30 protein-coding genes are annotated in these 25,445 nt (G+C 67.0%); 20 read left to right on the top strand and 10 right to left on the bottom strand.

Going from position 1 to position 25,445, the window contains the following annotated elements:
• Positions 1 to 21 precede the first annotated feature (21 nt).
• From D3261_RS17755 to D3261_RS17720, 8 genes are all read left to right on the top strand, one after another.
• Complete coding sequence (locus tag D3261_RS17755; RefSeq protein WP_233554029.1) at positions 22 to 177, top strand: J domain-containing protein; 156 nt, start codon at positions 22 to 24, stop codon at positions 175 to 177.
• A gap of 24 nt (positions 178 to 201) precedes the next feature.
• Positions 202 to 900 carry a phosphoglycolate phosphatase gene (locus tag D3261_RS17750; protein ID WP_120074678.1) on the top strand — a complete coding sequence of 233 codons (699 nt, stop codon included), beginning with the start codon at positions 202 to 204 and terminating at the stop codon, positions 898 to 900.
• A gap of 124 nt (positions 901 to 1,024) precedes the next feature.
• On the top strand, positions 1,025 to 1,702 hold the full coding sequence (locus tag D3261_RS17745; RefSeq protein ID WP_120074676.1) for a helix-turn-helix domain-containing protein: 678 nt from the start codon (positions 1,025 to 1,027) through the stop codon (positions 1,700 to 1,702).
• Positions 1,703 to 1,825: 123 nt separating this feature from the next.
• Positions 1,826 to 2,590 (top strand): SDR family oxidoreductase, encoded by a 765-nt coding sequence (locus D3261_RS17740; RefSeq protein ID WP_120074674.1) that lies wholly within the window; start codon positions 1,826 to 1,828, stop codon positions 2,588 to 2,590.
• An 82-nt stretch (positions 2,591 to 2,672) separates the two neighbouring features.
• Complete coding sequence (locus D3261_RS17735; RefSeq protein WP_120074672.1) at positions 2,673 to 3,071, top strand: cupin domain-containing protein; 399 nt, start codon at positions 2,673 to 2,675, stop codon at positions 3,069 to 3,071.
• 127 nt (positions 3,072 to 3,198) lie between these two features.
• The gene (locus D3261_RS19810) at positions 3,199 to 4,635 is read left to right on the top strand and encodes a hypothetical protein (protein WP_147464992.1); all 1,437 of its coding nucleotides are present in this window, start codon (positions 3,199 to 3,201) and stop codon (positions 4,633 to 4,635) included.
• 158 nt (positions 4,636 to 4,793) lie between these two features.
• On the top strand, positions 4,794 to 6,392 hold the full coding sequence (locus D3261_RS17725) for a GTPBP1 family GTP-binding protein (RefSeq protein ID WP_120074668.1): 1,599 nt from the start codon (positions 4,794 to 4,796) through the stop codon (positions 6,390 to 6,392).
• A gap of 134 nt (positions 6,393 to 6,526) precedes the next feature.
• A complete protein-coding gene (locus D3261_RS17720) occupies positions 6,527 to 8,341 on the top strand; it encodes a hypothetical protein (protein WP_120074666.1) in 1,815 nt (604 codons plus the stop codon).
• Between the two features lie 58 nt (positions 8,342 to 8,399).
• Here D3261_RS17720 and D3261_RS17715 read toward each other — a convergent pair whose 3' ends face one another.
• The 3 genes from D3261_RS17715 to mch are packed head-to-tail and all read right to left on the bottom strand — an operon-like array spanning position 8,400 to position 10,513.
• Positions 8,400 to 9,074: an HAD family hydrolase gene (locus D3261_RS17715; protein ID WP_120074665.1), complete on the bottom strand. Its 675-nt coding sequence runs from the start codon at positions 9,072 to 9,074 to the stop codon at positions 8,400 to 8,402.
• Between the two features lie 30 nt (positions 9,075 to 9,104).
• Positions 9,105 to 9,584 (bottom strand): hypothetical protein, encoded by a 480-nt coding sequence (locus D3261_RS17710; protein ID WP_120074663.1) that lies wholly within the window; start codon positions 9,582 to 9,584, stop codon positions 9,105 to 9,107.
• Positions 9,581 to 10,513 (bottom strand): methenyltetrahydromethanopterin cyclohydrolase, encoded by a 933-nt coding sequence (gene mch / locus D3261_RS17705; protein ID WP_120074661.1) that lies wholly within the window; start codon positions 10,511 to 10,513, stop codon positions 9,581 to 9,583. Before mch ends, D3261_RS17710 begins: the two co-directional genes overlap by 4 nt.
• Before the next feature lie 82 nt (positions 10,514 to 10,595).
• Here mch and D3261_RS17700 point away from each other — a divergent pair, with 82 nt between their 5' ends.
• Positions 10,596 to 11,546 carry a M48 family metallopeptidase gene (locus tag D3261_RS17700; protein WP_120074659.1) on the top strand — a complete coding sequence of 317 codons (951 nt, stop codon included), beginning with the start codon at positions 10,596 to 10,598 and terminating at the stop codon, positions 11,544 to 11,546.
• A gap of 72 nt (positions 11,547 to 11,618) precedes the next feature.
• Positions 11,619 to 11,816, top strand: a complete 198-nt coding sequence (locus D3261_RS17695) for a hypothetical protein (RefSeq protein ID WP_120074658.1) — start codon at positions 11,619 to 11,621, stop codon at positions 11,814 to 11,816.
• Between the two features lie 33 nt (positions 11,817 to 11,849).
• Here D3261_RS17695 and D3261_RS17690 read toward each other — a convergent pair whose 3' ends face one another.
• A complete protein-coding gene (locus D3261_RS17690; protein ID WP_120074656.1) occupies positions 11,850 to 12,164 on the bottom strand; it encodes an MTH1187 family thiamine-binding protein in 315 nt (104 codons plus the stop codon).
• Positions 12,165 to 12,237: 73 nt separating this feature from the next.
• On the opposite strand from D3261_RS17690, the gene D3261_RS17685 reads away from it, so the two are divergent.
• Positions 12,238 to 13,107: an alpha/beta fold hydrolase gene (locus D3261_RS17685; protein ID WP_120074654.1), complete on the top strand. Its 870-nt coding sequence runs from the start codon at positions 12,238 to 12,240 to the stop codon at positions 13,105 to 13,107.
• Between the two features lie 39 nt (positions 13,108 to 13,146).
• The gene (locus D3261_RS17680; protein ID WP_120074652.1) at positions 13,147 to 14,535 is read left to right on the top strand and encodes an NAD(P)/FAD-dependent oxidoreductase; all 1,389 of its coding nucleotides are present in this window, start codon (positions 13,147 to 13,149) and stop codon (positions 14,533 to 14,535) included.
• A gap of 16 nt (positions 14,536 to 14,551) precedes the next feature.
• On the opposite strand, the gene D3261_RS17675 is transcribed toward D3261_RS17680, so the two are convergent.
• Positions 14,552 to 14,992: a hypothetical protein gene (locus D3261_RS17675; RefSeq protein WP_120074650.1), complete on the bottom strand. Its 441-nt coding sequence runs from the start codon at positions 14,990 to 14,992 to the stop codon at positions 14,552 to 14,554.
• A 121-nt stretch (positions 14,993 to 15,113) separates the two neighbouring features.
• Positions 15,114 to 15,776, bottom strand: a complete 663-nt coding sequence (locus D3261_RS17670; protein WP_120074649.1) for a helix-turn-helix domain-containing protein — start codon at positions 15,774 to 15,776, stop codon at positions 15,114 to 15,116.
• Positions 15,777 to 16,011: 235 nt separating this feature from the next.
• Here D3261_RS17670 and D3261_RS17665 point away from each other — a divergent pair, with 235 nt between their 5' ends.
• The 3 genes from D3261_RS17665 to D3261_RS17655 are packed head-to-tail and all read left to right on the top strand — an operon-like array spanning position 16,012 to position 19,416.
• Positions 16,012 to 17,055, top strand: coding sequence for a phosphatase (locus D3261_RS17665; RefSeq protein ID WP_120074647.1), 1,044 nt, complete (start codon positions 16,012 to 16,014; stop codon positions 17,053 to 17,055).
• A 59-nt stretch (positions 17,056 to 17,114) separates the two neighbouring features.
• Positions 17,115 to 18,407, top strand: a complete 1,293-nt coding sequence (locus tag D3261_RS17660) for an AI-2E family transporter (RefSeq protein WP_120074645.1) — start codon at positions 17,115 to 17,117, stop codon at positions 18,405 to 18,407.
• Between the two features lie 40 nt (positions 18,408 to 18,447).
• Positions 18,448 to 19,416 (top strand): NADPH:quinone oxidoreductase family protein, encoded by a 969-nt coding sequence (locus D3261_RS17655; RefSeq protein WP_120074643.1) that lies wholly within the window; start codon positions 18,448 to 18,450, stop codon positions 19,414 to 19,416.
• Here D3261_RS17655 and D3261_RS17650 read toward each other — a convergent pair.
• Genes D3261_RS17650 through D3261_RS20130 form a run of 3 tightly spaced genes read right to left on the bottom strand, consistent with a single transcriptional unit; the run spans position 19,413 to position 21,113 of the window.
• Positions 19,413 to 20,102 (bottom strand): 6-hydroxymethylpterin diphosphokinase MptE-like protein, encoded by a 690-nt coding sequence (locus D3261_RS17650; protein WP_120074641.1) that lies wholly within the window; start codon positions 20,100 to 20,102, stop codon positions 19,413 to 19,415. The genes D3261_RS17655 and D3261_RS17650 overlap by 4 nt on opposite strands.
• A complete protein-coding gene (gene folP, locus D3261_RS17645) occupies positions 20,099 to 20,917 on the bottom strand; it encodes a dihydropteroate synthase (protein WP_120074639.1) in 819 nt (272 codons plus the stop codon). Before folP ends, D3261_RS17650 begins: the two co-directional genes overlap by 4 nt.
• Positions 20,918 to 20,954: 37 nt before the next feature.
• Positions 20,955 to 21,113: a hypothetical protein gene (locus D3261_RS20130; RefSeq protein WP_158589413.1), complete on the bottom strand. Its 159-nt coding sequence runs from the start codon at positions 21,111 to 21,113 to the stop codon at positions 20,955 to 20,957.
• 164 nt (positions 21,114 to 21,277) lie between these two features.
• Here D3261_RS20130 and D3261_RS17640 point away from each other — a divergent pair, with 164 nt between their 5' ends.
• The 4 genes from D3261_RS17640 to D3261_RS17625 all read left to right on the top strand — a co-directional run bounded on the left by D3261_RS17640 (position 21,278) and on the right by D3261_RS17625 (position 24,371).
• Positions 21,278 to 22,294, top strand: coding sequence for a M48 family metalloprotease (locus D3261_RS17640; RefSeq protein WP_233554028.1), 1,017 nt, complete (start codon positions 21,278 to 21,280; stop codon positions 22,292 to 22,294).
• Positions 22,295 to 22,392: 98 nt separating this feature from the next.
• Positions 22,393 to 23,037 (top strand): twin-arginine translocation signal domain-containing protein, encoded by a 645-nt coding sequence (locus D3261_RS17635; RefSeq protein ID WP_120074637.1) that lies wholly within the window; start codon positions 22,393 to 22,395, stop codon positions 23,035 to 23,037.
• A gap of 108 nt (positions 23,038 to 23,145) precedes the next feature.
• Complete coding sequence (locus D3261_RS17630; RefSeq protein WP_120074635.1) at positions 23,146 to 23,640, top strand: hypothetical protein; 495 nt, start codon at positions 23,146 to 23,148, stop codon at positions 23,638 to 23,640.
• Positions 23,640 to 24,371, top strand: coding sequence for an RNA methyltransferase (locus tag D3261_RS17625; protein ID WP_120074634.1), 732 nt, complete (start codon positions 23,640 to 23,642; stop codon positions 24,369 to 24,371). Before D3261_RS17630 ends, D3261_RS17625 begins: the two co-directional genes overlap by 1 nt.
• A gap of 37 nt (positions 24,372 to 24,408) precedes the next feature.
• On the opposite strand, the gene D3261_RS17620 is transcribed toward D3261_RS17625, so the two are convergent.
• Positions 24,409 to 25,092, bottom strand: a complete 684-nt coding sequence (locus D3261_RS17620) for a bacterio-opsin activator domain-containing protein (protein ID WP_120074632.1) — start codon at positions 25,090 to 25,092, stop codon at positions 24,409 to 24,411.
• A 107-nt stretch (positions 25,093 to 25,199) separates the two neighbouring features.
• Between D3261_RS17620 and D3261_RS17615 the strand changes: the two genes are divergently transcribed.
• Positions 25,200 to 25,445, top strand: a 246-nt coding sequence (locus D3261_RS17615; RefSeq protein WP_158589412.1) for a DnaJ domain-containing protein, incomplete at its 3' end; no start/stop codon positions are given.

Here is a 25,445-nt window from a genome sequence, read left to right as displayed (position 1 = left end):
AGTCCGGCCGAGGCCTACGAGGTGCTCGGGCTCGACCCCGGTGCGGGCGAGGCGGCGGTCCGGTCGGCCTACCGCGAGCGAGTGAAGCAGGTCCATCCGGATACCGAGGACGGCGACGTGCGGCGGTTCAGGCGGGTCAACGAAGCCTACGAGCGCCTCACGAGTGGAAAGCCGTAAGCCCCGCGTCCGCCGACCGCCACCATGCCCGAACCGGACCTCGCGCCGCCGCTCGCCGTGGACATCGACGGCACCCTGACCGACGAAGACAGCGCCGTGGACCCGCGCGTGTTCGACGCCCTCCGCGAGTGGCCCGCGCCGGTCGTGCTGGCGACCGGGAAGGCGCTCCCCTACCCCGTGGCGCTCTGTCAGTTCGTCGGGGTTCCGACGAGAGTGATCGCCGAGAACGGCGGGGTGGTGTGTTTCGATACCCCCAAAATCGAGGAGCTCGTGGTCGTCGGCGACCGCGCGGGGGCCGAACGCGTGGCCGAGCGGTATCGGGAGGCGGGCCACGACCTCGGCTGGGGTGACCTCGACCTCACGAACCGCTGGCGCGAGACCGAACTCGCGGTGAACCGGGATTCGCCACTCGAACCCCTTCGGGAACTGGCCGACGACGAAGGCCTCCGAGTGTTCGATACGGGGTTTGCGTACCACGTCACCGCGCCCGACGTCGACAAGGGCGAGGGGCTGAAGACCGCCGCCGATCGGCTTGGCTATGCGCCCGGCGATTTCGTCGCGATAGGGGATTCGGAGAACGACGCCGCGACGTTCCGCGTGGCTGGGGAGTCGTACGCGGTGGCGAACGCAGACGAGACCGCGAAACGGGAGGCGGATTTCGTGATGGAGAGCGAGTATGCCGAGGGATTTCTGGAAGCGCTGGAGGCGATCGGATCGGCGTGAGCGGTGTCGCGAGTCCACTGTCACACCGTGTCCGGACTCGCGGTTCGACGACGGTGGCAGCGGCCGTGCCCGCTATCGGGAGCGACCCCGACCGTTAACTCCCGAGCGGCCGTATCCGTCGGCGATGACAATCACCACGGAGTTCGTCATCCGGTCGCCCTCGCTCCCCCTCGTCGCGCTCGCCGAGTCGATCCCGTCGAACCAGGTCGAGTGCGTGCACGGGCTCTGTCGTGAACGCACCGCTCGGGTGTTCGTGGTCTATCTCGACCCGGACGACGAAGTAGCAGAAGACGAGCTGTCGGCTCTCGACGAAGTCACCGACGTCACGCCGTTCGGGCGCGCGAGCGGCAAGGACGTTTATCAGGTCACCCTCGAACTGGCGGACGTCGTCTCGGAGGCGTTCGCGCCGGAGAGATTCACCGCGAGTCAGGTCGAACCGACGGTCGTCACGCCCGACGGCTGGTACGAGAAGAAGCTCTTCCAGAACTACAACGCGTTCAACGGGATGCGAACCCGGTGTGAGGAGTACGGGATCGCGGTCGAACTGATCTCGATCTCACAGAACCCGCCCGAGGACGACGACTCTTCCCAGTACGGCCTGACCGACCGCCAACAGGAGGCGCTCCAGCTGGCGATCGGGCGGGGTTACTACGAGAGCCCGCGCCAGGTCAGTACCCAGGAACTCGCCGAGGAGATGGGCATCTCACAGCCCTCCATGTCGAGCCTGCTCCGGCGCGGCGAGCGCCAGCTCCTCACCGCGGCACTCGGCTCACAGCCCGAAGTGAAGGCCCTCTCCGGATAGTTTCGAACGGGTGTTCGGCGTCGCATCGCGAGAGACGGTCGGGCGAACCCGACCACAGAAGCATTTAAAGAGGCTTTCCCAACAGGATAAGGCCGAAGCCCGCGGCGGGTCTTCGTTCGGTCGATGACAACGGAATTCGGTTCGGAACTCGATGGAGAGGTCGCGGTCGTCACCGGCGCGTCGTCCGGCATCGGCGGTGCGACGGCGGAGTCGCTCGCGTCGCGCGGGGCGAGCGTCGTGCTCGCGGCCCGACGGGAGGACGAACTCACCGATCTGGAGAGTCGTATCGAGGACGGTGATGGTGACGCGCTCGTCGTGCCGACGGACGTGACCGAGGACGACGACATCGATACCCTCGTCGAGGCGACGCTCGACGAGTACGGGCGCATCGACGTGCTGGTGAACAACGCGGGGCTCATGCCGCTCGCGAACATCGCGGACGCGGATCGGGAGACGCTCCAGACCACCATCGACGTGAATCTCAGTGGACTGGTCAAGCTCACCCACGCCGTGGTCCCGACGATGATCGAACAGGGGAGCGGCCACATCGTGAACCTCTCCTCCGTTGTCGGGCGATTCCTCCAAGCGAACAGCGCGCACTACAACGCGACGAAGGCCGGTGTCAAGATGTTCGGCGACTCGCTCCGGCTCGACATCGCCGAGGAGGGCATCCACGTTGCCACTATCGAACCAGGCGCGGTCGACACCGAACTCCTCGACCACATCCCGGACGACGAGGTGCAGGCGGGCGTCAAAGACTACGTCGGGTCGATGGACGCGCTCGCGCCTGAGGACATCGCGCGGACGATCACGTTCGTCGTGACCCAGCCCGACCGCGTCGACATCAACGAGGTCCTCATTCGGCCGCTCGACCAGGTCCAGCCGTAGTTCGAATAGTTACTTAAACACCCGTTCCTGATAGCATCAGTCCTAAGCGACGCGTCGTCGTAGTTCGGATTGGATACGACCGATGGAAATCACGAACGACCCTTCACGACCCTCGGCGGACGGACCGGACGACTACTTCACGGGCGACACCCGCATCGACCCGCTCTTCGACCCGGAAGGCGAGGCCCGCGCGGCGGCGGCGAGCGTCACGTTCGAACCGGGCGCGCGCACCGCGTGGCACACCCATCCCCTCGGCCAGCGCTTGGTCGTGACGAGTGGATGTGGCCTCGTCGGGACCGACGACGGCGAGATCGAGGCGATCCGAGCGGGCGACGTGGTCTGGTTCCCGCCCGACGAGAAACACTGGCACGGGGCGCGACCCGACAAGGGGATGACCCACATCGCGATTCAGGAGCAGCAGGACGGCGAGGCTGTGACGTGGATGGAGCATGTCACTGATGAGGAGTACGGCTCCGAATAGATAGTCGAGTTAGTATCGCGCGACTCCAGATCTCTATCCTCGTTCTGCAATTGTTGAATGTCCATCAGCCGATGGTACCTATTGCGCGAATTCTAAGTGATATCTCACTCAAGGATAGAGTACATCTATGGACATTCATTCAGCTAAGATAGTAGCGATTGACTTTGCAGAGGAAGACGACATTGAGGACTACGTAACAAAATTGGAAGAGAAGACTCTCTTGAAATCGATGGATGAAGGTACTCCTCATCATCCATTAGGAAACTTCGCAAAGTCGTTTGATCACTTAGGAGTAATAGAGCCGAACACAACAGATTCATTTGATGTACTATATGTCTCAATCGTTCGATTCGGGTCAATTCCTGATGCAGCTGCACTGGTACTGAGGGGGGAAATAAACCAATGTAGTAACGAACCAGAAGTAACTATAGAGTCTCAAAGGTTGCAAAATGAATTGAAAGAGGTATGGGGTGGCATATTTGACGGGTTCCCATCAAGCATTAAGACTGGTTCGCCACAGACATTCTTGTCGGCCCAGATTGAGGTTTCCGGCTTGGATGAAGCTTTTCAGATGCCAGATATAGAGGAGGATGTAGGGAAACTCAGAGAATATCCGCCTCTTGTTGAATCCCTTCGAGAAGAATCGTTCTGCAGATCTCTGGGTATCAAGTCTAGGGGCCTCATGTCAATAGAAGCTCATCGTGAGGAATACTTGATGCTCACTGCCCAGACGACATGGACATCAAGCGATAGTCAAGTACGACACGGGCAGTATGTAGTAATTGAATTTTTGCCAGAAGGAAGTAGATTATTCGCTGACTTTGAGTTAGAGAACATTGCAATACCTCCGATGGGAATTAGTAAGTCTGCGATGCGAGTTCAGCAAATGCTACCATCAATATTCTATTATTACTGGTTCCAAAATCAGGTAGGATACCAACACCAAGAGCTCAAAATGAATCTAAGGAACTTGCCAGTAGCTATTGACAATATAGAAGAAATAGAGGAAATAGTTGATTCAGCGCAAGAGCAACGAAGCGAATTCTACAGAATATATACTAAGTTTTTAGATAGGGTCGATTCTGCAGATGCTCTACTAGAGCAGATGAATAGCTCAGCCGCAATGGAAGCCGGCTTACCATTACTGCCAGATCAGCAGCCATTTGTTAGAAGTGAGATAGATGGTGTGGAGTATAGTTTTGATTTTAAATCAGGGATTCTCAATCAGATAATTACAGATACCAGATCAAAGATGGAAAATGCGGAAAGACAGTACAGCAGACTGCAAGAGAGATATGAGATTGTTCTAGAAGAACTGAGTCAGCAGTTCGATCTCACCATATCCAAGCAAAACCGGGAGCTGACCGAATCTAGTGTAGAACTTCAGGAAGAGATGAAGGGCCTCAACGAATCAAGTCTACAGCTTCAGAAGGAAGTAGGTACTCTCAACAGATGGGTAATAGTGCTTACGTTGATCTTAGTAGGACAAGCTTTCGGGCTATTCTCTCTAACGGTAAAAGTGGCGGTAGATATCTATCAATATCTATCGATTCATATCATGTGATTGGCCAGCAATTACTGATTGAGGGATATCATAACGTAGCCTCAATATATCGAGCTTCTGAACTACCCAAACACGACTACACACCCATCACCATGTGAATAGTCACCACCCCAACCACCCGCACGAACCTTTTTGCGCACGCCACGCCATCTCCTCACATGGCCGCCGACCAGGCCATCCTCGAACGGGCGCTCGCCACGGGCGAGCAGGAGGGTGGCAACGTCGAGTTCAAAGAACGGCTCACGAAGGACCTCCATCTCGCCGACGGCAGACTCGAAAGCCTCGCCGCCCAGCTCCGCCACCGCGTGCTCTCGGGCGACGGCGAGGCCATCTACGTCGTCGGCGTGACGGACGACGGGGGACTCGCGGGCATCGACCCCGACACCTTCTCCGAGTCGATGGACGTGCTCTCGCTCCTGAGCGAGGAGGCCGAAGCGCACATCGAGTCCGTCGATACCTGGGGGATGGGCGAGGGCATCGTCGGCGTCGCGACCATCCACGAGGGCGCGATGATCGAGGACGACGGTCACATCGTGGTCGGCACGGCGGGTCACGTCGACCACGGCAAGAGCACCTTAGTAGGAAGCCTCGTCACCGGCCAGGCCGACGACGGCGACGGCGGCACGCGGAGCTACCTCGACGTCCAGCCCCACGAGGTCGAACGCGGGCTCTCGGCGGACCTCTCCTACGCGGTCTACGGCTTCCGCGACGGCGAACCGGTCCACACCCGCAACCCGACCCGGAAGGCCGACCGCGCCGCCGTCGTCGAGGAGGCCGATAGACTCGTCTCGTTCGTCGACACCGTCGGCCACGAGCCCTGGCTCCGAACCACCATCCGCGGGCTCGTCGGCCAGAAGCTCGACTACGGGATGCTCACCGTGGCGGCCGACGACGGCCCCACCAAAACGACTCGCGAACACCTCGGGGTGCTGCTCGCCACCGAACTCCCGACGCTGGTCGCCATCACGAAGACCGACATGGTGGACGACGAGCGCGTCGCCGCGGTCGAGAGCGAGGTCGAACGCCTCCTCCGCGAGGTCGGCAAGACCCCACTCAGCGTCGCCCGCCACGGCGTCGACGCCGCGGTCGAGGAGATCAGCGAGACGGTCGTCCCGATCCTCCGAACCAGCGCGGTCACGATGGAGGGGCTCGACGCGCTCGACGACCTCTTCGAGCGGCTCCCGAAGACCGGGGACGCCGCCGGCGACTTTTCGATGTACGTCGACCGGAGCTACCAGGTCACCGGCGTCGGCGCGGTCGCCTCCGGTACTGTTCGGTCCGGCACCGTCGAGGCGGGCGACGAACTCCTCCTGGGCCCCTTCCGTGACGGCGTCTTCCGCCCCGTCGAGGTCCGTTCGATCGAGATGCACTACCACCGAGTCGATTCGGCGAAGGCCGGGCGGATCGTCGGCATCGCGCTGAAGGGCGTTCGCGAGGCCGACCTCGAACGCGGGATGGTGCTCCTCCCGCGCGATGCCGACCCCGACCCGGTCAGGGAGTTCGAGGCCGACGTGATGGTGCTCAACCACCCCACCCGGATCGACGACGGCTACGAGCCCGTCGTCCACCTCGAAACCGTGAGCGAGGCCGCCGCCTTCCACCCCACCGGGGGGCAACTCCTCCCCGGCGACACCGGCACGACCACCGTCGAATTCAAGTTCCGACCGTATCTCGTCGAGGAGGGGCAGCGGTTCGTCTTCCGCGAGGGTCAGTCCAAGGGCGTCGGAACCGTGACGAGCGTGACCCCGGACGAGTAGCGCCCGCGGGCGAACGCCTCGTTCGAAGCCACCTTGGGCCGGTGAGACGGACGACCGGCAGCCGCGGGCCGCGGCGATCCGATCCGTCGTCGCTTTGACCGTCGGCGTCGAACGGGCGGTCGAACATCGATGCGATGAGTGACTCGACGCACGGTAGCGACGCCGGAACGCCATCGACGGGACGACGAACGACACCGGTCCGACACACCCTGCTGTGTCTCGCGGCTGTGGTCCTGCTCGCGGCGGGGACCTACCGCGGCACGACCGGCTACTGGTTCGTCGCCGCCGACAGCCTCACGCTCATCGAGACGAGTCGGGTCCGCAACCTCGCCGACCTCGTCGACCTCTTCACCCAGCCGCTGATGCACGGCTCGTCGTTCACCGACATCGCCCTCTTCTATCGTCCGGTGTCGAGCCTCTCGTACGCGGTCGATTACGCGCTCTGGGGGCTCAGGCCCGCGGGCTACCACCTCACGAACGTGGTCCTGCACGTCGTCGCGGCGGCGCTCGTGACGCTCGTCGTCGCCGACCTGACCTCGCGGCTCGCGGTCGGCACGCTCGGCGGTGGCCTGTTCGCCGTTCACCCGCTCACCGTGGGCCTCGTTCCGGCCGTCCCCCGACGCCAGGACGTTCTGCTCACCGTCTTCGTGCTCGTGGCGGTGGGCCTCTTCGTTCGGGGTCGGCGCGAGGACCGCCCCCGACTGCTCGGGGGCGCGCTGGTCGCGTACGCCCTCGCACTGGGGGCGAAGGAGACCGCACTGGCCGTTCCGCTGGTGGTGTTCGCGTGGGTAGCCATCGACCGAACGGGACCCTGGCGGACCCGTGTCCGGCACGCGATCCCGGCGACGCTCCCCTTCGTCGGCGTGACGGCGGTCTACGTCGTCGTTCGCCTCGCCGTCCTCGGTGGCCTCGGCGGCTACCAGGGCGGGACCGGTTCGGGACCGGGCGGCTCCATCGCGTTCCTCCCCCTGAAGCTCCTGCTGTGGCTCGGTCAGCCGACGAGCCTCGTCGAAACCATGCCGGACGGCCTCCGGGGGGTCGCGTTGGTCCTCGTCGCGATCGGGGTGCTCGTCGGGGCTCTGCTGGTTCGGCGCGCCCGCCGCCGCCTCGATCCGCCCGCGCTCCGTTCGTGGCGGGTCTGCCTCGCGCTGTTCGCCGCGTTCTACTGCACGCTCGCGCTCACCGAGCGGTCCGGCACGGCGGCGCTGGTCGACGGTGGGGCGAGCACGGTGGTCCGATACCTCGTCGACTCGCTGTTCGTGGGCGGCTGTCTCGCGGGGTTGCTTGCGGCGGTGCGCACCGCCGACCCGTTCGACGCCGCGACCCGGCGGCTGGTCGGCTTCTTCGTGAGCTGGCTCGTCGCGGTCCCCGGCCTCCTCGTCGTGACGGGGGCCGGGCTGGGGACCCCCCTCGAACTGGGCGACCAGATCCAGACGGGCTACCTCTGTCTGGTTCCCGCGATGGCGGGGCTCTCGCTCGTCGCGGTCGCGGCCGGCGAGCGGGTCGTCGCGGCCGGTCGCTCGAACGCGCTCCGCCCCGACGCGAACCTCGTGACCGTCGGCTTCGCCGTCGTGCTGGTCGCCTCGCTGGTCGTGACCTCGCCGCTCGTCCACCCGTACCCCGAGTGGGAGGAGAAGGGCGCGATGAACCAGCAGGAACTCACCGAGCTCGAGGACGGTTCCGACGCCCTCGCGCTGACCGCCGCCGTCTCGGCCGACGGCCGCTCGGACCCCGGGGACGAAACCGGTCCGATGGCGTCCTCGATCGGGCGTCTGAGCGATTACTCGGTGGCGGCGTGGCTCCGACTGCGGACCTCGGCGTGGCACGGGCACGTGCCGACGAGCGACGGCGACGAATCGGCCGTTCCGCGGGACACGTTCCGCCCGGAGTGGCGGATGGGGGCGCACGACGGGCCGATGGGTGGGGACGACGTCGTGACCGGGCCGTAACGGTCCGGAACGGCCCGCGGATTTCGAACCCGGACGGCCCTCGGGTCGGATATCGACCCTATCGCCGCCACGGTGGGGTCGCGAGCTCCGCCATCGAGTCGAGGACGTAGTCGGGTTTGGGGTCGGGAACGGAACCGTCGTCGAGCCACGCGCTCCGGAGGCCGGCGGCCCGCGCGCCGGCGATGTCGGCGGCGAGCGAGTTGCCGACGTGGACGCTCGCTTCCGGGTCGGCGTCGAGTGCGTCGAGCGCCCGGTGGAACGGCTCGGCTGCGGGTTTGGCGGGCGCGTCGTAGCCGGCGTGGACCACGACCTCGAACGCGTCGTCGAGGTCGAGCCCGGCGAGTTTCTTGGCCTGCATCGCCGGCGCACCGTTCGTGACGACGCCGACCCGGTGGTCGTCGGCCAGCGCCGCGACCGCCTCGCGCGCCCCCGGCAGGAACCGGACGTTGCGGTGGTCGCGTTCGGCGGTGTAGGCCTCGGCGACCGCGCGGCCGAGTTCGGGGTCGTACCCACGGTCGGCGGCGAGCGCGGCGAAACACGCCGCGCGGAGTTCGTCGGCCGAGTCGGTGGTCGCGGTGAACTCGTCGTATCGCGCGTAGTAGTCCTCGATCGCGAAGAAGGGCGTCACGTCTCGGGCCTCGAACGAGGCCGCGAGGAGCTCGTTGCCGGGTCGGCGGTACTCACAGAGCGTACCGTCGATGTCGAACAGAACCGTGTCGACCGGCGGAGTCATGGCCGAACGGAGGCGCGCCGCGACCAAAAATCAGACGGCGCGGTAGCCGTCGTCGACCCGTTCGGCGAGGCGGAGGACGACGGCCCATTCGAGGAGCCGCCGGACGCGCTCGCGCCAGTCGGCTTGCCAGTCCGGCGACCGATTGCGTTCCCACGTCGGCACCGCCTCCCGAACCCGCTCGAAGACTTCGTCGACGCTGTGCGGGCCATCGGTTTCGAGCGCGTCGAGCACCTCGCTGGCCGCGAACACCCGTTCGCGGAACGCACGGGCGAGCGCCGCGTCGTCGGGCACATCGGGGAGACGACGGTAGCCCGAATCGGTCTCCTCGGCGAGGTCGAGCGCCCGGCAGAAGGTGATCCACTCGCGGGCGGCCTCGCGCGAACCGACGTCGGTCGCCTCGACCACGCGGGTACAGCAGTCGTCCTCGCTGCCCGGTACGATGGGCAGCGCCGCGCTCACCTCACGGACGAACGCCCGCGAGCGGGGTTCGGGGGCGACCTTGAGCCTCACAGCTCGAACGATTCTTCGAGCATCGCGTGGTCGGTTTCGCCGACGGTGTGGGTCGGGCCGCCGACCACGTCGACGGTGACCTGGGCGGGCGCGAACAGGCCATCGGGGAGGTCTTCGAACGACCAGTCGACGTCGTCGAAGATCGCCTCGAACGGCGTTCCGTACTCGTCGGCGGCGGTCGACGGGAGGTCGGCGAATCGCTCGAAGTCCTCGGCGACGGTGAAGTGGACCCGCCCACCGTAAGCGAGCGCGTCGTTGGTCCGGGCGAGCGCGGTCGGCTCGTCGCCAGCGACCGGCGGGATCGGTGCGTCGGCGGCCACCGAACGAATGTCGAGCGGGTCGTAGCCAAGGTCCACGAGCCGGACGGTCGCGAGTTCGGCTGCGCGCGCGCCGACCGTGACGCTCCCGACGAGGCTCGCGGTCGGCACGCTCAGGAGGAAGAGGGAGTTGGCGGGGAGCGCGGCCCGGTCGGCGATGTGGTCGGCGGCGGTCTCGGTCGGGAGGGCGTCGGCTTCGAGCGCGAGCACGCCGAAGTCGAAGTCGTCGCCGTAACCGATCCGCGCGAAGACGTCCTCGTCGGCGACCAGGGCGCGCGCCGGCCCGCTCCCCAGCGCTTCGTAGCCCTCGACGCTGAGCTCCCAGCCCGCCTTCTGAGCACAGAGCAACGCGAGCGCGGGTCGGTCGGTGGTGAGCTCGACGTGGGGCAGCGGCGCGTCGGCGACGGTTCCAATCCGGGTTCCGACGGTGGCGAGGCCGGCGGTCTGGATCTCCGCCAGCAACAGCCCAGCCTCGTAGCCGCCCGTCACGCCGTGGCCGAAGTCGAACACCGTCGTCCCGTTGTCGAGTTCGTCGACGGCGATCCCGAGTTCGTCGGCGAAGTCGAGCGCCTCGTCGACGAGTTCGAGCGCCATCCGGTTGAGGCTCTCCATGGCGACGCGTTCGTCCGGGGCTCTCAACCCTCTGTCGGTCGCGGGCGCGAAGGATTTTGCGTCCGCGGCCCGTAGACGGTCTATGGCCCATCTCGGACGCCGCGTGCTCGCCGTCGGGGCGGGCGCGTGGCTCCTCGTCACCGCGCTCTTCGCCGCCGCGACGGGCTACGGGCTGCTCCGCGCGCTCGTGCTCGACGGGAGCCTCGGGACGGTGCTCGTCGTCGCCCTCGGCGCGGCGCTCGCGCTCGGCTACCTGAGCTACCGTTCCGGCAGCCAACGCCTCCTCGGCCGGCTTGGCGCGACGCCGTTGTCGACGACGGCCGCGCCGGGCGTCCACGCGAGCCTCGACCGCCTCGCCACCCGGATGGCTATCGACGCCCCCGCGCTCTACGTCGCACGCCTCGGCCAGCCGAACGCGTTCGCGCTCGGGCGCGACACGCTGGTGGTCGACCGCTCGCTCCTCCGCCTGCTCGGCCCGGCCGAGCTCGAAGCCATCCTCGCCCACGAACTCGCCCACCTCGCGGGCCGCGACACGCTCGTCCAGACGCTCGCCAACAGCCTCCTCAGAACCGTGACCGGCCTCGCGCTGGTCCTGTTCGCGCCGTTCGTCGCGGTCTTCGGGGTGGCCTGCTGGGGGCTCTCGCTCCTGCTCGGCCGGCCGGTCCGGGGTACCGGAAGCGTCGCGAGCGGGCCGCGCCGCGCGGCGATGCGGCTCCTCGTGGGTCTCGTCACCGGCCCGACCGTCGCGCTCCGGGCCTACTCGCGCCGCCGGGAGTACGCCGCCGACGAACGTGCGGTCGAAGTGCTCGACGACCCGCTCGCGCTCGCACGGGCGCTCAGGACGATCCAGCGCGCCACCGAACCCGGCTTCGGGCTGTTCGCGTGGCTGTTCGGCGACGTCGAGCGCGAGCGGAGCCCGCTCGAACGCACGTTCGCGACCCACCCGCCGACCGACGACCGGATCGAGCGGGTTCGCGAGGCCGCACGGGCGCGCGGTGCGGGGTCGGGCCACGGCCGTATCGAGATCAGCTGAGGTGGCGAGCGCGGTTCCCGGGACCGCCAACGCGAACGTTGAAGGGACCGACGGTCGACGTTCGATCAACCGATGGGGACACTCGATTCGTTCTCGGAGCGGCCACTGAGCTCGCGGGTCGCGCTGATAAACATGGGGCTCGACGTCGTCGGGATCGTCGTGAGTCTCGTGCTCTTTCTCCAGTTCGGGGTCAGCCTCGTGCTCGGGATCCTCGTGACGATCATCGCGAGCACCGTTGTCGCGGGCGGCTACTTCCTCGTCAACCGATAGCGCTGGGTCGACGGGGTCGGTTCCCGTATGCGGCTACTCGCGGTCGCTCCGGGCCGCGTGACCGAGTTCGCGTTCGACCGCGTCGACCTTCTCGGCCGCCGTCGTCGTCTTCGTTCGCTTGTCGTCGACCTTGAGCACCGTGCTCACGCGGTCGCCGTCGACGGTCTCGTGGGCGGCGTGTGCGGCCGCGAACAGCTCGTCCGCCGAATCCGCCTCGATCACCGTCCCCATCGGGTTGGTCTCGTAGCGCACGTCGAACCCGTCGAGCGCCGCGACGGCCTTCGCGACCTCGCCCGCCATGCTTCCCTCTCGAACCGGAGCCACGCTGAGGAGTGCGACCACTGTCATGGGGGCCGAACGGTCGCGCGCCACCTAACCCTGCCGCCACCACCGTTATGGGTTCGACGGGCACACACGGGTCATGGAACCGGCCCGCGTGACGGCCAACGGCATCGAATTCGCGTACTACGAGTGGGGCGACGGCGACCGGCTCGCGCTCTGCCTCCACGGCTTCCCCGACGACGCCGGAACGTTCGACACGCTCGCACCGCGGCTCGCGGCGGCGGGGTTCACCGTCGTCGCGCCCTTCATGCGCGGCTACGGCCCCACCGACCCCGCCCCCGACGGCGACTACTCGGCGGGCGCGCTCGGCCGCGACGCACTCGCGCTCGCCGACGCACTCACCGAGGCGGAGAACCTCGTCGACCCCGTCGTCGTCGGCCACGACTGGGGTGCCGTGGCGGCCTACGCCGCGGCGACCATCGACCCCGAGGCGTTCACCCAGCTCGTCGGGATGGCCGTCCCACCGGGCTTCCCGACGAACGCCCTCGGCAACCCGCGCCAGTGGCTCCGGAGCTGGTACATGGGCTTCTTCCAGCTCCCCGACTTCCCCGAGCGCGCGCTCCGGGCCGAGGAGTTCGCGCTGATCGAACTCCTCTGGGGGCTCTGGAGCCCCGAGTGGAGCTATCCCGAAACCCGCATCGAGAGCGTGAAGGGGACGTTTCGAACGCCGGGTACGGTCGCGGCCGCGCTGGCGTACTACCGCCAGTTCGCCCGCGGGCTGGTGGCGCGAAACCCGTTCGCGGACCGTGAACGGGGCGGTATCGAGGTTCCGGGGCTAGTGATCGCCGGCGCGGACGACGGCTGCATCGGCTCCGAGCTCTTCGCCGACGCCGACGACGCCTTCGCGGCCGACTGTCGGGCGGTCGGGGTTCGCGGGGCGGGCCACTTCATGCACCGCGAGCGCCCCGCGGTGGTGGCCGCGGAGGTCACGGACTTCGTCGGGCGCTGAGACCACAACACACATTCGCGCCGGTCGAGGAGTCGGGACATGATCGGCATCGTCGGCGGCGGCATCGCGGGGCTCGCCGCGGCCTATCGGCTCCAGCGGGCGGGCCACGAGGTGCGCGTGTTCGAGGCGAGCGAGGACGTCGGCGGTCTCGCCGCGACCTACGAGACCCGAGGCGACCGGATCGAGGCGTTCTACCACCACCTCTCGAAGTCGGAGGAGACCATCGTCGACCTCGCCGAGGAGCTGGGCCTCGGCGACGCGGTCGAGTGGCGGCTGGGCAAGAACGCCTACTACGTCGATGGCACGGTGCACCCGATGGACACCCCCTGGGAGATCCTCGCCTATCCCCACCTCAGCCTCTACGACACGTTCCGGCTCGGGATGCTCACGCTCGACATCGACGTTCGTGGGGGCGTTCCGAAGTTCGACAGCTACGAGGAGCTCCAGGACTACGAGGACGTCCCCATCACGGAGTTCCTGCTCGACCACACCACCCAGGGGGTCTACGAGAACTTCTTCGAACCCCTGCTCGACGCGAAGTTCGGCTCGCGACGCGACGACGTGAGCGCGGCGTGGCTATTGGGGAGAATCAAGTTCCGCGGCGAACGCGACCTCCTGCGCGGCGAATACCTTGGCTACTTCGAGGGCGGTTTTCACCGGCTCGTCGACGCGCTGGTCGCCGCCGTCGGGCGCGAGAACGTCGAGACGAACGCGCGCGTCACGGACCTCGCCATCGAGGACGGCGCGGTCGAGTCGCTGACGGCCGAGACGGACGCGGGTACCGAGACCCACGCCGTCGACGACGTCGTGGTGGCGGCGATGCCCAACGTACTAGAGGACCTCACGGGCTACACCTGTGAGATAGACTTCCAGGGCACCGTCTGTTCGGTGCTCTCGCTCTCGGAGCCGGTGATGGACACCTACTGGCTCAACATCGCCGACGAGGCACCCTTCGGCGCGCTGATCGAACACACCAACTTCGTCCCGCCGGCGCGCTACGGCGACGAACACCTCCTCTACGCCGTGAGCTACGTCCAGGACCCCGAAGAACCCATCTGGCGGATGGACGACGCGGCGGTCGAGGAGACCTGGCTGATGGGCATCGAGGACCTCTTCCCGGACTTCGACCGGGAGTCGGTGAACTGGGTGAAGACCGCGCGAAACCCCCGAACCGCACCGGTCTACGAGCGCGGCTACCTCGACATGGTCGTGCCCTACGACCTCGGCGACGCGGTCGCGGAGGGGGTCTACTACGCCGGGATGGCGAGCCGGGCGCAGTACCCCGAACGCAGCCTCAACGGCGGTATCCTCGCCGGCTTCGCCTGTGCCGACCGGATCGCCGAGACCGACGAACCCGGTCCCCGACCGCGGACGAGCGGCGAGGTCGGGGCGGTCGGTGACGGCGGGCACGGGGACGGCGGTCGATAACTGGTCGCGGACCGGCTCAGTGGATGTCGAGTTCGCCCTCGTCGTCCGTCGGCTCGGCGTCCCACTGGAGCGTGAACGCGACGGTTTCGTGGCTGCCGGATTCGAGCATGCCGGCCGTGGAGTCGACGGCGACCTCGAACTGGATCGTCTCGGGTGGGGTGACCGTCGCGCTGTCGTTGCCGAGCGTGAACGTCACGCGCTCGCTGGAGCCGCCCGGTTCCGTCCGGTCACGCTGAGCGGTCCCGTCCACCTCGTCCGTCGCGGCCGTCGTCTCCGACCCCGAGGACTCCGTGTCGTCCCCGCTCGTCCGTGTTGCGTGCTCCTCGGTCGTCCGTGTGGCGTCGTCACCCGTCGTCCGTGCCGCGTCGGCGCTACCACCGAGTTTGTCGGCGAACCGGTGGAGATACGTCGCGACGTCCGCCCGGCTCATCTCGCGTTCGGTCTTGATGTCCGCCATGGCACCCCTCCGGGTATCACCGACGTAGCCGCTCCCCGCGCGCTCGCCTGGGGTTTATACTCCACTGGGTCCCTACCACCCCTTACTTCACCGGGTCCGCACCGCACCCGCCTCGTCGGCCTCAGTCCTCCTCGTCGAGCGAGCCCCACCCCAGCGCGTTCCGAACGAAGTTGCGGTGGCCCCGACGGAGGCGTTCGGAGACCGACTGATACGAGATCCCGAACTCCTCGGCGAGCCCCTGGAGGTCGATCCCGCGGGGGATGTCGTAGTAGCCGAGTTCGAGCGCCGTGACGAGCGTCACGTACTGGCTCTCGGTGAGACCGAAACGGCCGTGGCGGGTGCTGTCGAGTTCGTAGACCTGTTTGAGGTCGATGGAGAAGTCGGATGCTTCACAGAACTCGTGGGTGGTCGCGAGCGAGTCCCGCGTCGGGAACAGCACGCGGAACCGCCATCGACCGTCGCCGCCACGGGCGTTGAGCACCGTCGCCTCCTCCTCGACGAGGATGTGGATCAACACTCGGATCCGGTAGGTCCACGTCATTCGATAGAGGAACTCCCCGTCCAGTTCCTCCAGCAGCGTGACGTCCTCGACGCTCGGGTCGTTTTCCAGCGCGTCCGAGAGGGCCGGAAGGTCGTCACACCGTACCCAGAGGTACGGGATCGCGTTGTTCTGATTGCGTGCGACCACCTGCACCACCTCGAAGCGGGCGTCCGGCAGCGCATCGAGGGTCTCCCACAACGCGAACTCGTCGGCGGGGAGTTCGAGTTCCGCGATCGTCGTCATACCCCGTCGACGGCGGACGCCGACGTATAATTTCCCCGCGCGACGTTGGACGGCCGTCGGCCGCGCGCTCCGTTCGACCCCGAGCCTGTATCTTCAGGCACATCGGGTCCGTCGGCGGATATCCACGGATAGGACCTGTATGTCCAACGTCCGTCCTTATCGTTCGTGATGGTGTATTCGCTGGTGTTGGGCGCTCACGCCGACGGTATCGCCGTGAACGACCGGCGAGACAACTATGAGATACACCTACACGGTCAACGACGGTATCGTTCTCCAGCAGGTCCCCCAGTACCTCCAGGACACGGTCGCGAACATCATCGGGGCGCTCCCCGCGATCGTCGCCGCGATAGTCATCCTGGTCATCGGGCTCGTCGTCGGACGTGTCCTTGGCGGCGTGGTCGAGCGGGTCGTCAGACGGGTCAACCCCGGCCAGTACGTTCAGGGAACCCCACTCGCCCGGCGTGACGTCGACGGCGACATCGCGCAGGCGCTCGGCGACCTCGTGAAGTACATCGTCTACTTCCTCGCGCTCCTGCTGGCGCTCGACCAGGTCAATCTCCCGATCCCCGGCGACGTGCTCTCGGACATCACCACCGCCGGGCTCCGCGTGGTCGTCGCGGCGGCCATCCTGGTCGCCGGGTTCGCGGTCGGCCGGTTCGTCGGGAGCGTCGTCACGGGTATCGTCGACGGGTTCGGCTTCGACAGCTACCTCCGCGGGACGCCGCTGGCCACGGTCACGAGTTCGATCGGCGGCGTCGGGCGGGCGGTCGGCGTGGTCGTCGAACTCCTGGTCTACTACTTCGCGGTGGTCGCCGCGGTCGACGCGCTCGAGTTCCCGGCGCTCGCGCGCCCCCTGAGTGCGTTCGTCGGTCAACTCCCGTTCATCGTCGCGGGGCTGCTCGTGCTCGTCGTGGGGATCTACCTCGCCGACGTGATCGGTGACTTCGTCGCTGGCATCGATCGGAGCCGGGCGACCGACATCGTCGGGCTGGTCGTCCAGCTGTTCGTCTACTACGTCGTCATCGTGTTCGCGCTCGACACCGCGGGCTTCGACACCACGGTGCTCCTCACCCTGTTCAACACGGTCGTGATCGCGTTCTTCGGGGCGCTCGGGATCGCGCTCGCGCTCGCGGTCGGCATCGGCGTCGGCTGGGGCAGCAAGGACTACGTCGCCGAGAACATCGACGACTGGGTGCGGCGCGCACGCGGTAGCGCCGCCGACCTCGCCGAGGAGGACTCGGGGAGCGACGAGGGGTTCGACTCGCCACCGAGCGACTGAACCGTCGTCCCTGTATCGACGCACAACGACTTTTTACGGTCTCCCGACCTTCGCGTGACATGGCCACCACCCTCCTCGGTGACTACGACCGCTCGCGGATCCCGATGTGGGTCGCGGCGGTCGTGCTGGTCCTCGCGCTCTCGTTCATCGTCTGGAAGTACATCGGCACGTTCATCCTCGGGCTGTTCGTCTACTACATCACCCGCCCGATCCACCGCCGGCTCTACATGGTCATCCGGAACCAGAGCCTCACCGCGGTCGTCTCCCTGCTCACGATCGCGGTCCCGGTGATCTTCCTGATCGGCTATACGGTCTACGTCGGGGCGATCCAGCTCGCGACGTTCGCCGAGAGCGCGGACCTCCAGCCCCTGATCGATGCGCTCCAGCCCTACGTCGGCGACATCAGCACGACGACCACGTCGAGTACCGACCCCGAAGCGGTGCTGTCGTCGCTGACGAACGACCCCCAACAGTTCCTGAGCGGCGGGGCGGTGGACACGGCGAACCAGGCGCTCACCCCCGTGTTCGGCTACCTCGGCGCGTTCGGGAACGGGCTGATCCAGCTGTTCGTGGTGCTCGCACTCGCCTTCTACCTCCTCCGTGACGACCACAAGCTCGCAGCGTGGTTCCGCAACGAGCTCGCGGGCGAGGGGTCGCCGGTCCACGCTTACCTGAAAGAGGTCGACCACAACCTCATGACGATCTACTTCGGGAACATCCTCAACGCCTTCGCCACGGCGATCCTCGCGGTGGCCTTCTACAACGGTCTCAACGCCTTCAGCCCCGCGGCGATCGCCATCCCCGCCCCGACGCTGCTCGGCGTCCTCACCGGGGTCGGGAGTCTGATCCCGGTGGTGGGGATGAAGATCGTCTACATCCCGGTCGCGCTCCTGCTCGCGGTCGAGGCGCTGATCCAGGACCCCACGCTGATCTGGTTCCCCGCCGTGTTCGCGGCGGTCTCGCTCGTGATCGTCGACACCATCCCGGACCTGATCCTCCGGCCGTACGTCTCGGGGCGGGACCTCCACACCGGCGCGGTGATGATAGCCTACATCATCGGACCGCTGCTGTTCGGCTGGTACGGGCTGTTCCTCGGGCCGCTGATCCTCGTCCTCGTGGTCCACTTCGCGCGGATCCTGCTGCCCGAGCTCGTCCGTGGTGAACCCGTCACCGCGAGCGCGACCGCGGGCAACCCGCTCGACGCGACCGACAACGTCTACTCGCCCGATCCCGCGCCCGTCGACCCCGACGAGGCGGAGGTGGAACGGGAGTCGAGCACGACCGACGGCGACGGCGAACTCGCCGACGAGCACGACACCGCGTCGAGCGGGCCGTCCGACACCGACGACTGAGAGCGCAGCGTTATCCGAGCGGAGGACGAACGGTTCGGCGATGAAGGCTATCGAGGTGACGGAGTTCGGCGACAGCAACGTCATCGAGACCACCGAGCGCGACGCGCCCGACCCCGGTCCGGGCGAGGTCCGGATCGCGGTCGAGGCTGCGGGAATAAACTTCGCGGACATCATGCAGCGCCGCGGCCACTACCAGGGCGGCCCGGAGCCGCCCTACGTCCCCGGGATGGAGGCCGCGGGTACCATCGACGCCGTGGGCGAGGGCGTCGAGCGCGAGGTCGGCGAGCGCGTCGTGGCGATGACGAACCAGGCCTACGCCGAGTCAGTCACGGCGGACGCCGCGGGGCTGTTCGACGTCCCCGAGTCGATGGGGTTCGCCGAGGCGGCGGGCTTCCCGGTCCAGTTCCTCACGGCGCACAACACCCTCTTCGAGTGGGGCGGGCTGGAGGAGGGCGAGCGGGTGCTGGTCCACGCCGCCGCGGGCGGGGTCGGCACGGCCGCGGTCCAACTCGCGAGCGAGGCCGGCGCGGAGGTCTTCGGCACCGCGAGCACCCAAGAGAAACGCGACCTCGCCGAACGCCTCGGCGCGGACCACCTGATCGACTACACCGAGACGGACTTCGTCGAGGCCGTCAACGAGGAGACGGACGGCGAAGGGGTCGACCTCGTGCTCGACGGCATCGGTGGCGAGACGAGTCAGCAGAGCCTCGACTGCCTCGCCCACGGCGGCCGGATGGTCGCCTACGGCGCGGCGAGCGGCCAGCCCGGCCAGCTCGACACGAGTACGCTGTTGTTCAACAACTTCACCGTCTACGGCTACCACCTCGGCCAGTCGATGCAGCGCGACCCGGGCCGCGTCCTCGGTGCGATCGAGCACCTCACGGAGCTGCTCACCGGCGGCGACCTCGAAGTCGTGGTCGGCGAGACATTCCCGCTCTCGGAGGCGGCGGCCGCCCACGAACACATCGAGAATCGAGAGAGTTCGGGGAAGGTCGTTCTCGAACCCTAATCGACCGGTAACGCGCTGCTATCGATCCCCTCACGCCGGCCGTCGAGCACAGAGAATCGCCCGCCGCGGCGCTGTTCGAGCCAGTAGAGCAGCCGTTCGGCCCAGCCGAGTTTTCGCCGTTTCATCGCGTCCACTGACGGGTCGTCGAGATCCCAACCGGCGAATTTCAAGTCACTCGCCCCGCAGTGGTCGGCGAGAAACGCCGCGCGGTCGCCGTCGGTGAACCCACCGAAGTTCCTCACCGCCTCCACCGGTGCGGCCTGGGTCGTCGCGAGCACGTTCCGCGTGTCGAGGTCGGGAGCCCAGCGCTCGACCAGCTCCCGATTGTCGCCGTGGGCGTGGACCACGACCGGGGTTCCCTCGTGGGAGAGCCGTTTCGCGGTCTCGGGGTTCTTGTCGAGGTCCGTCACCATGCAGTCGACCTCGATGCCGTGGTCGAGACAGCGGTCGGCGGCGGTCGAGGCGGCGAACACCCGCGCTGACCCGTCGAATCCATCCAGGTCCGCTTCGATCGAGGGGCCGGCACCGGCGACCACGACGGGTTCGCCAGCGACGTCGAGGCGGTCGAGGGTGAACGGTTCGGCGAACTCGGCGAGTCGGTCACGGATCGCCTCGTCGGCGGCGCGCTCGAAGCCGAAGTCCGTGAGGATCACTTCGTAGACGGGATTCCACTCGGTGAAGTTCATCGGTCGCCGCGACCCGCGCCGAACGCGTCGCCGATGAGGGCGGCGTCGCGGGTCTCGGCCACGTCGTGCGTCCGGATGACGTTCGCACCGCGCTCGACCGCGAGGGCGGTCGCCGCGAGGCTCGCGGGGAGGCGCTCGTCGGTCTCCCGGCCCACGACCTCGCCGAGGAAGTTTTTCCGGTTGATCGAGACCAGCATCGGTCTATCGAGGTCGCGGAACTCCCCCAGGCGATGGAAGATCTCGCGGTCGTCGTCGAGGGTCTTGGCCTCGCTCCACCCGCCGAAAGCGGGGTCGACGATGGTCTTGTCGGTGAGGTCGCGGGCGAGCGCGTCGTGGATCTCCTCGACGGTGGTGAGCGCGCCGGGCCGTTCGAGGTCGGGCGGGCTCGCCATCTTCACTACCGCGGCGTCGCGGGCCTCACAGGTCGGTGCCATCTCCGGGTCGGCGAAGCCGCAGATGTCGTTCACCATGTCGAAACCCCCATCCAGCGCGGCCGCCGCGACCTCGTGATAGCGGGTCTCGATCGAGAACACCGCGTCGTGTGTAGTCCGGTCGAGAGTCTCGAACGCGGTGTCGAGCCGATCGAGCTCTTCGTCGGCCGAGAGGACCTCGAAGCGCTTGTTGGCGGATTCGAGCCCGATATCGACGATCTCCGCGCCCTCCTCGACGAGGCCGTCGACGTAGCCCGCGGCCTCGTTCGGGTCGGTGAACACGCTCGGGCCGTAGGTCGACTCGTCGCTGACGTTGAGCACGCCCATGACTCGCGGCGGGTGGTCGTCGCCGATCCGGAGTCCGGCGGCCTCGACGGTCTGCATGGTGGATATCGGGGATGGGGCCACAAAGCCGGTCCGATTACGGACGGGGCTCGCTGCCGACGTTCGGGGCGAATCGGTCGTGGAGAACCGTCTCGCAGGTGTACGAGCAGACGTGATAGTTCGCGACCCCGTGGCTGACGGGGTCGGTCGATGCGGTGCCACGGAGCGGCGCGTCACAGACCTCACAGGTGTTCATCGGACACCGCGAGACTCGACCCCGGTCTCGATACCGTTTACGTCCGGAGACCGGGGAGCGCTCGGGAGACCGACGTACCGCTCGTGAGCGAGCGACATATCGGGAGACGAACGAGATATATCGGTTCGACAGTTATATTTCGAGTCGATTCGAGTTTACAGTAGATGAACTGGCGTGTGGAATGGAAACTCCGGGCCCGAATGGTGCTGGCGACCGTCGCGCTGGCCCTCGTCGCGGCGGCCTTCGCGGGTGTGCTGTTCGGCGTGTTCTCGTACCTAGCGGCCTTCCTCGCTTCGGGTGGCTACTTCCCGCCGTCGCTGGCCGAGGCGGTAGGTGCGGCCGCAGCGGTGGTGTTCATCGCGGGCATCGTCGCCGTCGAGTGGGTCTTCGGCGACACGCTCGTGCTCCGACACGTGGCCGTTCGCGGGACGACGCCGGAGCGCTTTCCCGACCTCCATCGGATTGTGAGCCGAACCGCCCAGCAGGCCGACCTCCCGGTTCCCACGGTTTCGGTGATAGAGACCGCCGCGCCGCACGCGTTCACCGTCGGCTACACGCAGGCGGGCGCGACGATGGTGGTCTCGACCGGCCTGCTCGACGCGCTCGACGAGAACGAACTCGCGGCGGTCGTCGCCCACGAACTCGCCCACGTCAAGAACCGCGACGTCGCGGTGATGATGGCGCTGTCGCTCCCGACGGTGATCGCGCACACCATCATGGGATGGGCCGAGCGGGATATGAGGGAGACGAACCAATCGTCGAACGGGATCGTCGGAGCGTTCGTGTTCCCAGTCGCGTGGCTGTTCTGGGCCGTCGGACGCGTCCTGCTCAGCCTCCTCTCGCGGTATCGGGAGGTCGCGGCCGACCGCGGGGCGGTCGCCATCACCGGGTCGCCGGCGACCCTCGCGAGCGCGCTCTCGACGCTCGACGGGACGTCGGTCGGCCTCCCGAGCGAGGACGTGCGGTCGAGCGCGAGCGTGGCGGCCTTCTCTATCGTCCCGTTCGAGCCGGCGGAGACCGACGACGACCCCGTGATGCTCGGACCGGACGGCGACCGGACGCCACACCTCTACAACGCGACGAAGCCGATCCGGGCGTTCGTGGCGCGAGTGCTGCGCACCCATCCCGACACCGACGACCGGATCGAGCGGCTTCGCGCGCTCCAGCGGGCGATACGATGACCCTCGCCGACTACCGTCATAGGATCATCGCGATCGTTCACGATCGGTCTAGACAGCTAGACACCGGAGATACCTTCGGGCATCACCAACGATGGTATATGTCCGAAGACGACGGTAACGACGAAAGCGGTTTGACTCGGCGAGGCGTGCTCCGGCGGGCGGGGGCGGTCGGCGTCGCCGGTGTGGTGGGCGTCGGCGGGTTCCAGTATTTCGCCGCCGAACCGGTGTTCGCGCTCGAAGAGCAGACCTTCACCGCCGACGACGTGAGCATCACCTCGGCGGACGGCTCCATCAACGACATCTGGTTCCAGCCGAAACCCACCTACTCGTGGTCGGCCCTCGATTCGTCGCCCGAATCGATCACGTTCACCCTCGAAGCCGAGGGCAACAACCTCAGCGGCTGGTACGAGACGATGGGAAGCGAAACCGCACAGCTCTCGGACGTCGGGGAGTCCGGCGAGGGCGAGTACACCTTCGAGAACAAGCTCAGTCTGCTCGACAACTCGAAGTCGTGGACCAAGTGGGAGTTCCAGGCGGACGAGGACGGCGAGACCGAGACCGTCGGTCCGATCGGCGTGAAGATCACGGCCGAACTCGAAACGACCGAGGGGGTGACACACACCGACACCAACCAGGCCGAGTTCAGCGTCGACGTCACCAACCAGCAGGTCGAGTTCGGTGACCACGAGGGCGACAGCGGCAACGGCGGCGTCGGCGGGATCGCCGGCACCGGCGGGAACTGACGACGGGTCCGAACGACGCGACCGCCCCTCGTTCCCCCCTTCGAATCGACGAACGGGTCGCGACCGGGGACACGCGTGACTTTTCACCCCGAACGACCGATCCGGGGTATGGGGAAAGTCAGCATCGGGTTGCGGGGCTGGCGGTTCGACGAGGGAGCGGTGTTCGACGCCGACGGGGACGTGAAGCCGCTCGAAGCCATGGACCACGACACCAGACACCGTGTCGTCCGGCTTCGCCAGCTCGTCGGCTCGCCGTGTCACGCCTGCTGGCTGATCCACGGCGACGACGACCTCGACGCGTGCCACGAGGCCGCGTCGGTCTACGGCGAACCCCTCCACGAGGTCGTGCTCTGTGAACATCACGAACCCGACTTCCTCTACTGGTTTCGCGAGGAGAGCGGGGCGAGCTACCGGGGCGAGGACGAGCTCCAGGACGCCTTCCACGAGTGGTTCGCCGACGGGAATCGCGCGCCCGAGGGGTACGGCGGGATCGAACACGTCGACACCGACCCGTCGGGGGTGCCGGCGGCGGTCGGCGGGTCGGCGGCCGACGTCGAACGCCAGGCCACCGCGGTCGACCTCGACGGGCTGGACTTCGAGTAATGGGGTCGATATCGGTCGCGGTGGTCGGCGCGGGGACCCCCGGTAACGTCGGCACCATCGCGCGGGCGATGAAGAACTTCGGCTTCTCGGAGCTGTTGCTCGTCGATCCTCCGGAACTCGACCCCGACGGCGAGGCCTACGGCTTCGCGGGGCACGCCCGCGAGGACGTCCTCCCGAACCACGCGGTGCTCGACTTCGACGACCTCGTCTCGGGGTACTACACCGTCGGCTTCACCGCCATCACCGGCGAGGACGACGGCCATCCCGTCCGCTATCCGTTCAAGACGCCCGTCGAACTCCGCGAGCACCTCGCCGGCGTCGACGCCGACGTCGCGCTCGTGTTCGGTCGCGAGGGCACGGGGCTCTCGAACGCCGAGTTCGCACGGATCGACGAGGTGTGTTCGATCCCGGCGAGCCCCGACTACCCCGTCCTGAACCTCGGCCAGGCCGCGACGGTCGCCCTCTACGAACTCCGGGAGCTGGGGCTCGCCGAGGTCCACCACCCCGACCGCCACACACGGGCCGACGAAGCCGCGCTCGGCGGGCTCTACGACCAGTTCGGGACGCTGCTGGAGACCATCGATCATCCGCCCGAGAAACGTGCGAAGACCGGCCGGCTGTTCCGCCGACTGCTCGGACGCGCCCATCCGACGGGCCGGGAAGTCGCGACGCTTCGCGGTGTGCTCCGGGGCGCGATGTCGGCGATCGAGCGGGCGCGAAACGAGGAATAGCGAGAGTCGGGCACGAGGCGACCGTCGGGAGGAAGGACTACAGTTCGGGCGTGGGTCGCGAGTCGGTCTCCTTGTCGGCACCGATGATCAGCGTGTTCTCGATGAGGTTGCCGTGGGCGCGGCGGAACCGTTCGGAGAGCGCCTGATGGGAGATGTCGAGCTTCTCGGCGAGCGCCTCGACCGAGACGCCGCGGGGAACCTCGTAGTAGCCGTGTTCGAAGGCCGCGCTGAGCGCCTCGGACTGTTCCTCGGTGAGGCCGAACCGGCCGTGGCGCTCGCTGTCCATCTCGTAGATGGTCTTGACGTCGAGCCGGATGTCGTGCTCCTCGCAGAACTCGTAGGTTCGCGAGAGCGACTCCCGGTCGGGAAACAGCAGTCGGAGGTGCCACTGCCCGTCCTCGCTGTGGGCGTTGAGGACGGTGGCCTGCTCTTCGAGGAGGGCGTGAACCACGAACTCGACGTGGTCCACCCAGGCCATCCGGTAGAGCCACTCGTCCTCGAGGTCCGAGAGGAGTTCGACGTCCTCCACACTCGGGTCGGCGTCGAGAGCGTCTTCGAGCGCCTCGCGGCCGGGGGCGCTCGCCCAGACGAACGGCAACACCCGCTCGTTGTCGTGGGCGACCACCCGCTCGATATCGAAGGTGGCCTCGGGAACCGCTTCGAGCGTCTCGCCCAGAACGAACGTCGAGGCGGGGATCGAGATCTCGCTAATGGTACTCATTCGTCCGGAGATGGGACAGTAGCTCGTATAACCGTTTTGCTGGGCGGGAGGCACGGGCCGAGGAGCCGTTCTGTTGAAGTGTCTCAAGCCGATAGTGTCCTCAACCAATGAGCGAGGATTTCTACTCGGTGCTCGGCGTCTCGCGCGACGCGAGCGAGGACGAGGTCAAACAGGCCTACCGCGAGAAGGCTTCCGAGTACCACCCCGACGTCTCCGACGACCCGAACGCCGACGAGAAGTTCAAACAGGCGAAGAAGGCAAAGGAGGTGCTGACCGACGACCAGAAACGCCAAGCCTACGACCAGATGGGCCACGACCGCTTCGAGCAGGCCGAGAAACGCGGCGGGTTCGAC

Source organism: Halococcus sp. IIIV-5B (assembly GCF_003602035.1).
GTDB lineage: Archaea > Halobacteriota > Halobacteria > Halobacteriales > Halococcaceae > Halococcus > Halococcus salsus.
Note: the sequence above shows the minus strand (reverse complement) of the source record. Positions and strands in the feature narration are given on the sequence as shown.

What these genes read in the sequence shown, in the direction of transcription:
- D3261_RS19810 (WP_147464992.1), top strand. Translation starts at nt 3,199, where the DNA reads ATGGACATTCATTCAGCTAAGATAGTAGCGATTGACTTTGCAGAGGAA.
- D3261_RS17700 (WP_120074659.1), top strand. Translation starts at nt 10,596, where the DNA reads ATGGCCCATCTCGGACGCCGCGTGCTCGCCGTCGGGGCGGGCGCGTGG.
- D3261_RS17635 (WP_120074637.1), top strand. Translation starts at nt 22,393, where the DNA reads ATGTCCGAAGACGACGGTAACGACGAAAGCGGTTTGACTCGGCGAGGC.
- D3261_RS17735 (WP_120074672.1), top strand. Translation starts at nt 2,673, where the DNA reads ATGGAAATCACGAACGACCCTTCACGACCCTCGGCGGACGGACCGGAC.
- D3261_RS17725 (WP_120074668.1), top strand. Translation starts at nt 4,794, where the DNA reads ATGGCCGCCGACCAGGCCATCCTCGAACGGGCGCTCGCCACGGGCGAG.
- D3261_RS17660 (WP_120074645.1), top strand. Translation starts at nt 17,115, where the DNA reads ATGGCCACCACCCTCCTCGGTGACTACGACCGCTCGCGGATCCCGATG.
- D3261_RS17745 (WP_120074676.1), top strand. Translation starts at nt 1,025, where the DNA reads ATGACAATCACCACGGAGTTCGTCATCCGGTCGCCCTCGCTCCCCCTC.
- D3261_RS17680 (WP_120074652.1), top strand. Translation starts at nt 13,147, where the DNA reads ATGATCGGCATCGTCGGCGGCGGCATCGCGGGGCTCGCCGCGGCCTAT.
- D3261_RS17640 (WP_233554028.1), top strand. Translation starts at nt 21,278, where the DNA reads ATGAACTGGCGTGTGGAATGGAAACTCCGGGCCCGAATGGTGCTGGCG.
- D3261_RS17685 (WP_120074654.1), top strand. Translation starts at nt 12,238, where the DNA reads ATGGAACCGGCCCGCGTGACGGCCAACGGCATCGAATTCGCGTACTAC.
- D3261_RS17740 (WP_120074674.1), top strand. Translation starts at nt 1,826, where the DNA reads ATGACAACGGAATTCGGTTCGGAACTCGATGGAGAGGTCGCGGTCGTC.
- folP (WP_120074639.1), bottom strand. Translation starts at nt 20,917, where the DNA reads ATGCAGACCGTCGAGGCCGCCGGACTCCGGATCGGCGACGACCACCCG.
- D3261_RS17715 (WP_120074665.1), bottom strand. Translation starts at nt 9,074, where the DNA reads ATGACTCCGCCGGTCGACACGGTTCTGTTCGACATCGACGGTACGCTC.
- D3261_RS17670 (WP_120074649.1), bottom strand. Translation starts at nt 15,776, where the DNA reads ATGACGACGATCGCGGAACTCGAACTCCCCGCCGACGAGTTCGCGTTG.
- D3261_RS17630 (WP_120074635.1), top strand. Translation starts at nt 23,146, where the DNA reads ATGGGGAAAGTCAGCATCGGGTTGCGGGGCTGGCGGTTCGACGAGGGA.
- D3261_RS17690 (WP_120074656.1), bottom strand. Translation starts at nt 12,164, where the DNA reads ATGACAGTGGTCGCACTCCTCAGCGTGGCTCCGGTTCGAGAGGGAAGC.
- D3261_RS17625 (WP_120074634.1), top strand. Translation starts at nt 23,640, where the DNA reads ATGGGGTCGATATCGGTCGCGGTGGTCGGCGCGGGGACCCCCGGTAAC.
- D3261_RS17675 (WP_120074650.1), bottom strand. Translation starts at nt 14,992, where the DNA reads ATGGCGGACATCAAGACCGAACGCGAGATGAGCCGGGCGGACGTCGCG.
- D3261_RS17750 (WP_120074678.1), top strand. Translation starts at nt 202, where the DNA reads ATGCCCGAACCGGACCTCGCGCCGCCGCTCGCCGTGGACATCGACGGC.
- D3261_RS17650 (WP_120074641.1), bottom strand. Translation starts at nt 20,102, where the DNA reads ATGAACTTCACCGAGTGGAATCCCGTCTACGAAGTGATCCTCACGGAC.
- D3261_RS17720 (WP_120074666.1), top strand. Translation starts at nt 6,527, where the DNA reads ATGAGTGACTCGACGCACGGTAGCGACGCCGGAACGCCATCGACGGGA.
- D3261_RS20130 (WP_158589413.1), bottom strand. Translation starts at nt 21,113, where the DNA reads ATGAACACCTGTGAGGTCTGTGACGCGCCGCTCCGTGGCACCGCATCG.
- D3261_RS17695 (WP_120074658.1), top strand. Translation starts at nt 11,619, where the DNA reads ATGGGGACACTCGATTCGTTCTCGGAGCGGCCACTGAGCTCGCGGGTC.
- D3261_RS17665 (WP_120074647.1), top strand. Translation starts at nt 16,012, where the DNA reads ATGAGATACACCTACACGGTCAACGACGGTATCGTTCTCCAGCAGGTC.
- mch (WP_120074661.1), bottom strand. Translation starts at nt 10,513, where the DNA reads ATGGAGAGCCTCAACCGGATGGCGCTCGAACTCGTCGACGAGGCGCTC.
- D3261_RS17620 (WP_120074632.1), bottom strand. Translation starts at nt 25,092, where the DNA reads ATGAGTACCATTAGCGAGATCTCGATCCCCGCCTCGACGTTCGTTCTG.
- D3261_RS17655 (WP_120074643.1), top strand. Translation starts at nt 18,448, where the DNA reads ATGAAGGCTATCGAGGTGACGGAGTTCGGCGACAGCAACGTCATCGAG.